This window comes from Stenotrophomonas sp. Steno-Z1, assembly GCF_056393175.1.
The window spans coordinates 47,943-60,604 of sequence record NZ_JBWJPB010000006.1; the positions used below are offsets into that span (position 1 = coordinate 47,943).

Genomic DNA, 12,662 nt, shown 5'->3' on the forward strand with positions numbered 1-12,662 from the left:
CGCAGCGCTCCCGTCGCCATCGCCGCCCTGGATGTGGGCAAATCCGCGCGTGGCCCGGAGGGTGAAGTCCACATACTGGACAACATCGGCATGACCGTCCATGAAGGAGAGAGCATTGCCATCGTCGGTGCCTCCGGGTCGGGCAAGACCACCCTGCTCGGCCTGCTGGCCGGACTGGACCTGCCTAGCCGCGGGCAGGTCTCCCTGGCCGGGGCCGACCTCAACACGCTCGACGAGGAAGCGCGCGCCCAGCTGCGCGCGCGCGAGGTGGGCTTCGTGTTCCAGAGCTTCCACCTGCTGCCGGCGCTGACCGCCGAAGAAAACATCGCCCTGCCGCTGGAACTGGCCGGGCGCGAGGACCCGGCGCGGGTGCGCGAGGTGCTGGAGCAGGTCGGGCTGACCCACCGGGCACGCCACTACCCGCGCCAGTTGTCCGGCGGCGAACAGCAGCGCGTGGCCCTGGCGCGGGCGTTCGTGGCGCGGCCGCGGATCCTGTTCGCCGATGAGCCCACCGGGAGCCTGGACCAGGCCACCGGCCAGCAGATCAGCGACCTGCTGTTCGCGCTCAACGCCACCAGCGATACCACCCTGGTGCTGGTGACCCACGACCTGCGCCTGGCGCAGCGCTGCGAGCGCGTCTATCGCCTCGACGGCGGCCGGCTGGTCGACAGCACGTCCGGCGTGCCCGCATGAATGTCGTCAAGCATGCCGCGCGGGCGCTGCGCCGCGAGTTCCTGGCCGGTGACCTGCTGACCGTCTTCGCCGCGCTGGTGCTCGGCGTGGCGGTGATGACCGCGGTCGGCACGCTGGTCAACCGGGTCACCCTGGCCTTGACCGGCAGCGCCGCGGAGATGCTCGGCGGCGACCTGGGGCTCAACGCGCGCGACGACATCCCGGCCGCCTTCGCCGAGGCCGCGCGCGAACGCGGGCTGGCCAACACGCGCATGGTCAGCTTCCCCAGCGTGCTGTTCCATGGCGATGCCAGCCAGATGGCCAACATCAAGGCGGTCAGCGCAGGCTACCCGTTGCGTGGCCAGCTGCTGGTGAGCCGCAGCCTGCAGGGGGGAGCCAACGAGGCTGCGACCACGCCGCCCGCCGGCCAGGCCTATGCCGATCCCCGGCTGATGCAGGCGCTGGGCCTGAAGGTGGGCGATGCGCTGGAGTTCGGTGCCGGCCGCCTCACCATCACCCGGGTGCTGCAGGCCGAGCCGGATACCTCCGGCGAGCTGATGCAGTTGTCGCCGCCGCTGCTGGTCAACCGCGCCGACGTCGACGCGGCCGGCCTGCTCGGGCCTGGCAGCCGCGCCTCCTACCGGATGATGTTCGCCGGCCCACCGGCCGCGATCGCCGACTTCCGCGCGTGGCTGGCACCGCAGGCCAAGGGCTACCGCATTGTCGGCATCGCCGACACCCAGCGTGGGGTGCGCGGTGCGTTCGACCTGGCCGGGCGCTTCCTGTCGCTGGCGGCGCTGCTGGCGGTGCTGCTGGCCGGCGTGGCCACCGCGCTGGCCGCCAACCGCTTCGCCCTGCGCCGGATCGACCAGGTGGCCATCCTGCGCTGCCTGGGCGCACGCCAGCGCGACATCCTCAGTGCGATGGTCCTGCAACTGGTGATGCTGGCGGTGCCGGCCTGCCTGGTCGGGATCGGGCTGGGCATGGCTGCCCAGGCCGGGCTGGTGCAGGCACTGGGCGGGTTGATCCCCAACCGGCTGCCGCTACCGCAGGCTACCCCGGCCCTGACCGGCGCCGGGATCGGCCTGGTCCTGCTGCTGGGCTTCGGCCTGCCGCCCCTGCTGCGCCTGCGCCGGGTACCGCCGATGCGCGTGCTCAACCGCAGTTTCGCGGCGATGCCGCCCAGCTCGCTGCTGGTCTACCTGGCCGCATTGGCCGCCACGGTGGCGCTGACCGTGCAGGCCACCGGCGACGTCAAGCTGGCGGCCTGGGTGCTGGGCGGGCTGGCCGCGCTGGCGGCCCTGGCCGGGGCATTGGGCGCGCTGCTGCTGTGGCTGCTGCGCGGCCTGCAACCGCGCCTGCGCGGGCGCTGGAAGCTGGGCCTGGCCGCGCTTACGCGCCGCCGTGGGCTGGCGGTGATGCAGCTGGTGGGCCTGTCGCTGTCGCTGTGCGCGCTGTTGCTGCTGTCGGTGATCGGACCGGGCCTGCTCGCGCAGTGGCGCGACCGCTTGCCGGTGGACACGCCCAACTACTTCCTGATGAACATCCAGCCCGAGCAGCGCGAGACGGTGCTGAACACCCTGCAGGGGCTGGGGGTGGTGGCCCCGGGCATCGAGCCGTTCAGCACCGGGCGCCTGCTCGCGGTCAACGACCGTCCGCCGCAACGCCAGCAACGCGAAGACAACAGCAACGATGACGATGACGCCAACCGCCCCGTCAATTTCTCCTGGCGGCATGACTTCCCACCGGCCAATACGCTGTTGAGCGGTCGCTACTGGACGCGCGACAGCACCGCGGCGGAGGCCTCGATCGAACAGGGTTGGGCCGAGCGCTACGGCATGACGCTGGGCGATACGGTGACCCTGCAGATGGGCGACCAGCAACGCAGCTTCACCGTGACCAGCATCCGCAAGGCCGACTGGGATTCGTTCCGGGTCAACTTCTTCCTGCTGCTCAACGAAGGCGCGGTGGGTGATGCGCCGTACAACCTGATCACCGCCTTCCACCTGCCGCGCGCGCAGGCACCGCAGCTGGCGGCGCTGACCCGCGACCAGCCCAACATCTCGCTGCTGGATATCGACGGCATCCTGCAGCGGGTGCGCGAGGTGGTCGACCGGGTGACCCAGGCGGTGCAGCTGGTGATGGGCTTCAGCCTGCTGGCCGGCGTGCTGGTGCTGTTGGCCGCGCTGCAGGCCACCGCCGGCGAGCGCCGTTACGACAGCGCGGTGCTGCGCACGCTGGGCGCCACGCGCACCCAGCTGCGCGGGGCGGTGCTGGTGGAGTTCGGTGCGCTGGGACTGCTGTCGGCCTTGCTGGCGGTGGGCACCGCGGCGCTGTTGGGCAGCGTGGTGGCCCGGCAGGTGTTCGAGCTGACGCTGAGCCCACCGTGGGCGCCGTTGCTGGCCGGCGGCGCGATCGGGATTGCATTGAGCATGCTGGCCGGCTGGTGGGGCACGCGGCGCATCCTGCATACGCCGCCGGCGTTGGCACTGCGCGAGGTGTGAGGGCGATGCGCGCCGGGGCGGTCAGCATCGGTAGTGCCGAGCCATGCTCGGCAGCAACGTTCCTCTGTCGCCGGATGCTACGGCGGTGATCGAGGAAGAGCAGCCGAGCATGGCTCGGCTCTACCCGGCCTGCAGATTCGGTAGGGCCGAGCCACGCGAAGGGGCGCGGGTGCATCGGATGCGGTAGTGCCGAGCCATGCTCGGCAGCAACATTCCTCTTTCGTCGGACGCTACGGCGGTGATCGAGTAAGAGCAGCCGAGCATGGCTCGGCTCTACCCGACCTGCAGATTCCGTCGGGCCGACCCACGCGGTGGGCGCGGGTGCATCGGATGCGGTGGTGCCGAGCCACGCGGTGGGTCGCGGGTGCATCGGATGCGGTAGTGCCGAGCCATGCTCGGCAGACGCGTTCCTCTATCCTCAGGCGCTGCGGCAATGATCGAGGAAGAGCAGCCGAGCGTGGCTCGGCTCTACCCGGCCTGCAGATTCTGTCGGGCCGACCCACCCGGTGGGTCGCGGGTGCATCGGATGCGGTGGTGCCAAGCCACGCGGTGGGTCGCGGGTGCATCGGATGCGGTAGTGCCGAGCCATGCTCGGCAGACGCGTTCCTCTATTCTCAGGCGCTACGGCGGTGATCGAGGAAGAGCAGCCGAGCATGGCTCGGCTCTACCCGGCCTGCAGCTTTGATAGCCGAGCATGGCTCGGCTCTACCCGGCCCGCAGCTTTGATAGCCGAGCATGGCTCGGCTCTACCGGGCCTGCAGCTTTGGTAGCCGAGCGTGGCTCGGCTCTACCGGGTGGGGGCGGCGGGCGCCTTCTCCACCCACTGTTTGAACACCGCGTCGATCTTCGCGTCCTTGACCTGCTTGCCGTCCTGGATGTCCTGGGCCTGGGTGAACAACGGGATGATCATCGCCATGCCGTCCAGCTTGGTCTTCAGGTGTACGCCCGGGGCCTGGCCGAGGAAACCGTCCCAGCGCTGGCGCACTTTGGCCCAGTAGCCCGACGTTGCCGCCCAGTAGTCGTAGGCGGGTTTGAAGTCGACCTCGGTGGTTGTGTTGTAATCGTTGAAGCCGAACTCGCGGGCGATTTCCTGCTGGCTGCCGTCGGCATTGCGCAGGATCTTGGTGTTGAACTGCTCGTGGGTCCAGCCGTTGGGCGTGAGGGTGTGCCGGTTGATCACCGCCAGCGCGTTGTAGTCGCTGCGCCGGGTGTACTCGCGACGCGGCAGCGGGCGCCAGCTCAGGTCGCTGGTCCAGGTGGCGACGCCATGGTCGTAGGCCCATTTTCCGGTGCCGCAGTAGCGCGGCGCGTCGCTCACTTCATACACGCACTGGGTCCACGCGCCGGCATTGACCGCGGCCGGGATGGCGCGCACCTGCCAGATCTGGTCGGCGCTGAACTCGAAGCGGCTCGGTGCCTGGTAGACCCAGTCCTGTCGCCAATGCTTGGTGACGTGGCCGCTCTTGGCATCCACCAGCAGGTGCTGCAGCACCACGCGCGTGGGCGTGTCCTCGACCACGATCACCACCTCGTTGCCACCGCTGCGCACGGCCGGCGCACGCTCGTAACCCGGCTTGAGCAGGACGGTTTCGTCGAAGGCGAAATCGACCACGTATTCCCCCTTCATCGCCAGGATGCTGTCGTGGTCGCGCTGCAGCGTGGAGGGCTGGGCGTAGGCGGCCGCACTGCTGGCAAGCAGGATCGCTACGCTGGCGGTCTGGAATCTCATCTGGTTTCCTTCAGGAGTGGCGTGCAGAACGTTCTGGCCATCGCTGGCCGATCAAGAATCCCGGGGCCGATCACAACCGCACCCACGGCGCCTCGGTGGGATCACGCCGCGGCGGTGCAAGGCGTGCCGCCGAGGCGCAGCAGCAGTCGTCGATCCACAGCTCGCCGTCGGCGCCCTCGACGTGGGCGATGCGGCGCGCGGCACTGGCCCCCAGCGAGGACAACGCGGCGAGGCTGGCCGACAACCCCTGGCCATCGCCTGCGTGCAGCCGCAAGGCGCACATCCGCCACGGTTCGGCGCCCAGGCGCGTGGCCAGGCGGCGCCACAGGCGTTCGGCCACGCCGCCGTCGTTGACCGGTTCCGGCCGCGCGGGGAAGGCCGAGACCAGGCGGTCCCAGGCCAGGAAATCGCTGTCGGGCAGCAGGTACAGCCGCCAGCAGCAACGGCCGCGCGCGTCGGCGAAGCACAGGCTCTCGCGGATGCCTTCGCTGTCCATGCCCTGGCAGGCGTGCGCGGAGACGGCGTGTTTCCAGCCGCCCAGTTCGCTGCTGTCCGGGCGGTACAGGCACAGCACGGTGCCCAGGGACGCCAGCTGCCGCGCGGTGGGAAGGCGACCGGGAAATACTGCCGGATCGGTCGATCGCAATGCGGACAGGGCGCGGCTCATAGGGCTACCAGCTCACGGAGAGATTGGCCGACACGGTGCGGCCGGGGTTGGTGAAGCGGTCGATCACGGTGCTGTTGGTGGCCAGCGCCGTGGTGATCGCCGAGTAATCGATGTAGGTGCGGTCGCCGAGGTTGAATACGCCCACGTTGAGCTTCGCGCCCGGGGCGAATTCCCAGTGCGCCATCAGGTCCAGCACGCCGTAACCGGCCGGGGCGAACGGTGCGCTGGCACCGACGGCCGGCGGCAGGCGGTCCTTGCGCCTGGCGAAGGTGCCGGCCAGTTCCACGCCCCAGGTGTCGCGATCGAAGGCGATGCCGACGGTGGCGCGCAGCGGGTCGATCGACTCCAGCGGCACGTCCTCGGTCTTGTTCTGGCCCCGCGACCAGGCCACCGCGCTGTTCAACGACCAGCCTTCCAGCGCGTTGCTCAGCTGGCCGACATCCACGCCGGCCTTCAGCTCTGCACCGTAGATCTCCGCATCGGCCACGTTCTGCGACTGGAACACGATCAGGCCCTGGCTGTTGATGCCGACCTGGCGCTGGGACTCGATGAAGTCCTTGTAGTCGTTGTAGTAGCCGCTCACGCTGACGTAGGCGGCCGGGCTGCTGAAGCGCACGCCCAGTTCCAGGCCGTCGCTGGTTTCCGGCTTGAGGTCCGGGTTGGGGATGGCGGTGTAGCCGAACATCACGTTGGTGAAACCCAGGTTGACGTCGTTGTACGGCGGCGACCGGAACCCGTGTGCGTACCCGGCGAACAGCGACCACTGGTCGGCGAAGCGCCACACCATGCCCAGCTTCGGCGACACGCTGGTCTTGGTCAGGTCGGACACGGCCACGCCGGGATTGTCGGTGCCGAAGATCCCGTCCACGTCCGGGCGCAGCTCGTAGTGGTCCACGCGCACGCCCGGCACCAGCGACACGCGGCCGTCGGCGAAGCGCATTTCATCCTGCACGTACAGGCCCAGCTCGGTGGTCTTGCTGATCGGGAAATCGCGGACCGGGAAGGTGTCGGGCAGGATCGTCCTGCTGACCGTGCCGTTGGCCGATACCTGGTAACCGTCGCGCTTCTGCCGGGTGTCGGTCCAGGTGCCTTCGACGCCGTAGGTCAGGTCATGCTCGACCGTGCCGGTCTGCAGGCCCTTGTGCAGCACGGCCTGCAGGCCGTACACGCGCTGGTCGAAGTTGAACGTGCGATCGCGCAGGCTGGCGGTCGCGCCGCGGCCACGATCTTCGACGGTGCGCTGGGTGGTCTCGCTGTCCTGGCGATAGATCTGCCAGGACAGGTCATCGGCGAAGGCCTGGCCGAGGTTGTCCATCTGGTGAGCAAACGACACGCGGGCGCGGGTCTGGTGGTCGTGCGCCTTCATCGCGGTGGTGGTCGTGGCCGACGGCGGCGCCGCGGTGGTCGGCGCGACCGAGGACAACACGTTGGTGTCCAGGCTGTCTTCGTTGCCTTCCACGGTCAGCTTGAAGCGCTGGTCCTCGCTGGGCGCGAAGACCAGCTTGCCGAGCAGGCTGCGGCCATCGCGGTCCTGCGGGTTGGCGGCGGTGCGGGTGCTGTTGGTGCTGCGCACGTCACCGTTGCTCTCGGTTTCCTGGCCCTGGCGGTGGTTGATGTTGACCATGCCGCTCCAGCGTTCGCCGCCGAAGGCGGTGGTGGCGCCGCCGTACAGGCCCTTCCACTGGCCGTCGTAACCGAATTTCAGGCCGACGTAGCTGTCCTTGCCGTCCTTGAGGTAATCGGCCGGGTCCTTGGTGACGAAGGCGACCACGCCCCCGAGCGCGTCCGAGCCGTACAGGGCGCTGGCCGGGCCACGCACGATCTCGACCCGCTTGAGCGTCTCCAGGTCGGTGAAGTTGCGGTTGGCATCGGAAAAGCTGCCGATCGCGAAGGCCTTCGGCATGGCGATGCCGTCGGTCTGGATCAGCACGCGGTTGGCGTCCAGGCCACGGATGCGGAAGCCGCCCAGACCGAAGCGGGCCGGGCTGCTGGTGACCGAAATGCCCGGCTCATAGCGGACCAGGTCCTTGATGTCGCGCACCAGGTGATCGTCGAGCTGCTCGCGGTCGATCACATCGACGGTGGCGGCCACGTCGCTGAGCGCGCGCTCGGTGCGGGTGGCGGTGACCTGCACGCGGTCGAACTCGCGCGCGTCGGGCGCGGCATCGGGCGCGGCGGAGGCAGCGGCACTGGCAGCCATGGGCAGCGCCAGCCACAAGGCGGCGCTCAGGGCGTTCGGACGGATCTTCATGAGGGGGCGGGGATCGGCTGGGCGCGGAAGGAGACCCCCGACCGGCGTCGAGGACCGAAGTCGCCGGCGACGTGTCGAGGGGGAGAGAGCGGTGGACCGAGGCGGGGCCCGGGACGGCAGCGGTCGCGCGGCGGCGCGACGGCAGGCCCGCCCGTGGGGGAGGCAGCGCCGTTACTTGGTCAGGATCAGCTTGTCGTTGCTGGTATGGCGCAAGCGATAAAAGCGGTCGCCGTGCTGGATCAGGATTTCGCGGCGGCCCTTGAGCAGGGCTTCGCTGTCGATCACTTCTTCGGGCGGGACCACGCGGACCGGACGGTCGCGGAGGGTCAGCGTTTCGGGGCGCAGCAGTACAGCAGCTTGAGTGTTCATCGTCTGGACTCGTGCGAGGGACGAGTTAAATGATAATGATTCTCAGTTGACAATCAACAACCATTCTCAACTTAATTGATGGAATTGATGATGGAATTCGTTATTCCGATTGATGTCATCAATCAAAAGCCAGCGAAGGCAGCACCGATCGCCCGGTAGAGCCGAGCCATGCTCGGCTGCGGCGCCGGGATTGCCGGGATTGCCGGATTGCCGAGGTGCGGGGCGGACGGATCTGGGGGTCTGTGGGACATGTAGCCGAGCATGGCTCGGCTCTACCCCTCGCCCGGTAGAGCCGAGCCATGCTCGGCTGCGGGGCCGGGATTGCCGATTGCCGATTGCCGATTGCCGATAGACGATTGCCGATTGCCGATTGCCGATTGCCGATTGCCGATTGCCGGATTGCCGATTGCCGGATTGCCGATTGCCGGGTTGCCGAGGTGCGGGGCTGAGGGATCTGGGGGTCTGTGGGGGCATGCAGCCGAGCATGGCTCGGCTCTACCCCTCGGCCGGTAGAGCCGAGCCATGCTCGGCTGCGGGGCCGGGATTGCCGATTGCCGATTGCCGATTGCCGATTGCCGATTGCGGATTGCGGATTGCGGATTGCGGATTGCGGATTGCCGATTGCCGATTGCCGGGTTGCCGGGTTGCCGGGTTGCCGAGGTGCGGGGCGGACGGATCTGGGGGTCTGAGGGGCATGCAGCCGAGCATGGCTCGGCTCTACACCCCTCGCCCGGTAGAGCCGAGCCATGCTCGGCTGCGGGGCCGGGATTGCCGGGATTGCCGGGATTGCCGGATTACCGGGTTGCGGGGTTGCCGAGCTGCGGGGCTGAGGGATCTGGAGGTCTGTGGGGCATGCAGCCGAGCATGGCTCGGCTCTACCCGTTCCCGCCTCGTTCGCGCCCCGTTCCCGTTCCCGTTCCCGTCCCGCTCCAGTTCCCGTCCCGTTCCAGTTCCGGCCCCAGTCCCAGTCCGCCCCCTCCCCTTCGGTCAGGCGAAAATCGCGTCGACCTGCTGCCACGTGGCGTCATCGACCTGATCAAGCAGGTCCAGCGCGCCCAGGTTCTCTTCCAGCTGCCCCACCCTGCTGGCGCCGAGGATGACGCTGGAGACGTTGGGGTTGCGCAGGCACCAGGCGATTGCCAGCTGTGCCGGCGACACGCCGAGGCTGGCGGCCAGGGTGGTGTAGCGGCGCACGGTGTCCAGGCGGTTGCCGGCCGGGTCGCCCAGCACCTGGTCCTTGAGCCAGCCCAGCTGGCCCTGGCCGAGCCGCGACTGCGCGTCCACGCCGTCGTTGTACTTGCCGGTCAGCAGGCCAGAGGCCAGCGGCGACCAGATCGTGGTGCCCAGGCCCGGGTCGGCATACAGCGACGCGTACTCGCGCTCCACCCGCTCGCGGTGCAGCAGGTTGTACTGCGGCTGCTCCATCGAGGGCAGGTGCAGGTGCTGGGCACGGGCGATGGCCACCGCTTCCTGGATCTGCGCGGCCGACCATTCCGACGTGCCCCAGTACAGCACCTTGCCCTGGCGGATCAGGGTGTCCATGGCCTGCACGGTCTCGGCGATGGGCGTGTCCGGATCCGGGCGGTGGCAATAGTAGAGGTCCAGATAGTCCACCCGCAGCCGCTTGAGGGCGGCATGGCAGGCATCGGTCACATGCTTGCGCGACAACCCGTGCTGGGTGGGGCGAGGGTCGTCGACGGCGCCGAAGAACACTTTGCTGGATACGCAGAAGCCATCGCGGGGCAGGCGCAGGTCGGCGATCACATCGCCCATGACCTGCTCGGCGCGGCCGCGCGCATAGCCTTCGGCATTGTCGAAGAAGGTGATGCCATGGTCCCAGGCGCTGGCGATCAGGTTGCGGGCCTCATCGCGGCCGATCTGGTCGCCAAAGGTGACCCAGGCCCCGAAGGACAAGGCCGACAGCTTCAGGCCGGTGGATCCAAGACGCCGGTAGTGCATGGGGGTTCTCCTCTGCTGCAGGCCCGCATCCGGGCCGGAACGATGCCCGTCAGTGTAGCCGGCTGGACCGCGCGAACCCTTGTGGATACTTGCCCGATCACGGCCGATGGGGACCTGGACGCTGCTTTTCCTTGCCCGGACCCTGCCACCGCTATAGGCTTCCCGTTTTTCGCGGCGCCCCAAGGGAAGTCTCATGGTCGATGGTTTGGGCAGGATTGGCTTCGGCCTGTTCGGGTTGGCAGTGCTGATCGGCATCGCCTGGCTGTTCTCGAACAACAAGCGCGCCGTGGACTGGCGCCTGGTGGTGACCGGCATCGCCCTGCAGATCGCGTTCGCCGCGGTGGTGCTGCTGGTGCCCGGTGGCCGCGACGTGTTCGATGCGCTGGGCAAGGGCTTCGTCAAGATCCTGGAGTTCGTCAACGCCGGCTCGACCTTCATCTTCGGCAGCCTGATGGACACCAGCAAGTTCGGTTTCATCTTCGCCTTCCAGGTGCTGCCGACGATCATCTTCTTCTCGGCGTTGATGGGGGTCATGTACCACCTCAACGTGATGCAGGGGATCGTGCGCGGCATGGCCTGGGCGATCACCAAGGTGATGCGCGTGTCCGGCGCGGAAACCACCAGCGTCTGCGCCAGTGTGTTCATCGGCCAGACCGAGGCGCCGCTGACGGTGCGCCCGTACATCGCCAAGATGACCCAGTCCGAGCTGATCACCATGATGATCGGCGGCATGGCGCACATCGCCGGCGGCGTGCTGGCTGCCTACGTGGGCATGCTCGGCGGCGACGACCCGGTGCAGAAGGCCTTCTACGCCAAGCACCTGCTGGCGGCCAGCATCATGGCCGCGCCGGCGACCCTGGTGGTGGCCAAGCTGCTGGTGCCCGAGACCGGTACCCCGCTGACCCGCGGCACGGTCAAGATGGAAGTGGAAAAGACCTCCAGCAACATCATCGACGCGGCGGCCGCTGGCGCCGGCGACGGCCTCAAGCTGGCGCTGAACATCGGCGCGATGCTGCTGGCCTTCATCGCCCTGATCGCCCTGCTCAACGCCCCGCTGACCTGGCTGGGCGAAGTTAGCGGCCTGCAGGCGATGATTGGTCGCCCGACCGACCTGTCGACCATCTTCGGCTATGTGCTGGCCCCGATCGCCTGGGTGATCGGCACCCCGTGGGCCGACGCCAACACCGTCGGCTCGCTGATCGGCCAGAAGGTGGTCATCAACGAGTTCGTGGCGTATTCCAAGCTGTCGGAGATCGTCAACGGCCAGGTGCCGGGGGTGTCCCTGTCCGAGGAAGGCCGCCTGGTCGCGACCTACGCGCTGTGCGGTTTTGCCAACTTCAGCTCCATCGCGATCCAGATCGGTGGTATTGGTGGCCTGGCCCCCGAGCGTCGCCACGATCTGGCCAAGTTCGGCCTGCGCGCCGTGCTCGGCGGTACCATCGCCACCTTCATGACGGCGACCATTGCCGGCGTGCTGACGCATTTCAGCTGATATCCGTTCTTTGAGAAACAGTCTTTATGAGTAGCAGTGTCGTCGTAGTCGGTTCCTTCAACGTGGATCATGTCTGGCGTTGCGAGTCGCTCCCGGCCCCGGGTGCGACCATCGCCGGGCGCTACAGCACCGGCCCCGGCGGCAAGGGCTTCAACCAGGCCGTGGCTGCCCGCCGCGCCGGTGCGGCGACCACCTTCCTGTGCGCGCTCGGCGACGACGCCGGCGGTGCGATGGCGCGTGGCCTGGCCGAGCAGGACGGTTTCGCCCTGACCGCCGAGGCCAGCAGCGAGCCGACCGGCACCGGCGGCATCTACGTGGACGCCCGCGGTCGCAACACGATCGTGATCGGCCCCGGCGCCAACGCGGCGCTCAGCCTGGACTTCGTGCAGGCCCAGCGCGCGCTGCTGGGCCGCGCCAAGGTGGTGCTGGCGCAGTTGGAGTCCCCGGTGGAAACCATCGAAGCGGCGCTGGCGCTGGCCCGCGAGTCCGGTGCCACCACCGTGCTCAATGCCGCCCCGGCCGACGCCCCCTCCAGCATCGGCCTGCTCAAGCTGGCCGACGTGCTGACCCCGAACGAGACCGAGTTCGCCGCCCTGCTCGGCCGCCATGTCGGTGAGCGCGTGGACGCCAACGACGTCGCCGCCCTGGACGGTGCCAGCCTGCATGCGCTGTGCCGCAAGCTGGTCGGCAACGGCACCGTGGTGGTCACGCTGGGGTCGGTGGGTGTGTTCGTTTCGCATGCCGAGGAAAACCTGCGCGGCGACACCCAGCCGTATTACCGCGTGGGTGCCGAACAGGTACAGGTGCTGGACACCACCGGTGCCGGCGACGCGTTCAACGGCGCGCTGTGCGCCTCGATCGCGCAGGACGGCGAGGCGGCCTTCATCCGTCACGTGCGCTTTGCCAACCAGTTCGCGGGCCGCTCCACCGAGAAGGAAGGCGCCGCCGTGGCGATGCCGCACTTCACCCCGGGTGATGTCGAGAACAAGTAAGCGTCACCGTCATGGATAGCGAGGCCA

At 68.6% G+C, this 12,662-nt stretch carries 9 protein-coding genes; 4 read left to right on the plus strand and 5 right to left on the minus strand.

Annotated elements, in window-relative coordinates:
* The first annotated feature begins 90 nt into the window (after positions 1 to 90).
* The gene (locus AC06FD_RS15320) at positions 91 to 693 is read left to right on the plus strand and encodes an ABC transporter ATP-binding protein (protein WP_478078267.1); all 603 of its coding nucleotides are present in this window, start codon (positions 91 to 93) and stop codon (positions 691 to 693) included.
* Positions 690 to 3,176 (plus strand): ABC transporter permease, encoded by a 2,487-nt coding sequence (locus AC06FD_RS15325; RefSeq protein ID WP_478078268.1) that lies wholly within the window; start codon positions 690 to 692, stop codon positions 3,174 to 3,176. Before AC06FD_RS15320 ends, AC06FD_RS15325 begins: the two co-directional genes overlap by 4 nt.
* Before the next feature lie 787 nt (positions 3,177 to 3,963).
* Here the strand turns inward: AC06FD_RS15325 and AC06FD_RS15330 are convergent.
* The 5 genes from AC06FD_RS15330 to AC06FD_RS15350 all read right to left on the minus strand — a co-directional run bounded on the left by AC06FD_RS15330 (position 3,964) and on the right by AC06FD_RS15350 (position 10,151).
* Complete coding sequence (locus AC06FD_RS15330) at positions 3,964 to 4,905, minus strand: DUF6607 family protein (protein WP_478078269.1); 942 nt, start codon at positions 4,903 to 4,905, stop codon at positions 3,964 to 3,966.
* 70 nt (positions 4,906 to 4,975) lie between these two features.
* Positions 4,976 to 5,572: a Hemin transport protein gene (locus AC06FD_RS15335; RefSeq protein ID WP_449335379.1), complete on the minus strand. Its 597-nt coding sequence runs from the start codon at positions 5,570 to 5,572 to the stop codon at positions 4,976 to 4,978.
* Between the two features lie 4 nt (positions 5,573 to 5,576).
* Positions 5,577 to 7,823 (minus strand): TonB-dependent hemoglobin/transferrin/lactoferrin family receptor, encoded by a 2,247-nt coding sequence (locus tag AC06FD_RS15340; RefSeq protein WP_478078270.1) that lies wholly within the window; start codon positions 7,821 to 7,823, stop codon positions 5,577 to 5,579.
* 171 nt (positions 7,824 to 7,994) lie between these two features.
* Positions 7,995 to 8,192 (minus strand): hemin uptake protein HemP, encoded by a 198-nt coding sequence (gene hemP, locus AC06FD_RS15345; RefSeq protein WP_019182448.1) that lies wholly within the window; start codon positions 8,190 to 8,192, stop codon positions 7,995 to 7,997.
* A 987-nt stretch (positions 8,193 to 9,179) separates the two neighbouring features.
* Positions 9,180 to 10,151 (minus strand): potassium channel beta subunit family protein, encoded by a 972-nt coding sequence (locus AC06FD_RS15350; RefSeq protein ID WP_478078271.1) that lies wholly within the window; start codon positions 10,149 to 10,151, stop codon positions 9,180 to 9,182.
* A 193-nt stretch (positions 10,152 to 10,344) separates the two neighbouring features.
* Between AC06FD_RS15350 and AC06FD_RS15355 the strand changes: the two genes are divergently transcribed.
* Complete coding sequence (locus AC06FD_RS15355) at positions 10,345 to 11,643, plus strand: NupC/NupG family nucleoside CNT transporter (RefSeq protein ID WP_259209156.1); 1,299 nt, start codon at positions 10,345 to 10,347, stop codon at positions 11,641 to 11,643.
* A 26-nt stretch (positions 11,644 to 11,669) separates the two neighbouring features.
* Entirely contained in the window at positions 11,670 to 12,635 is a 966-nt protein-coding gene (locus tag AC06FD_RS15360; protein ID WP_478078272.1) for a ribokinase, read from the plus strand.
* Positions 12,636 to 12,662: the final 27 nt, after the last annotated feature.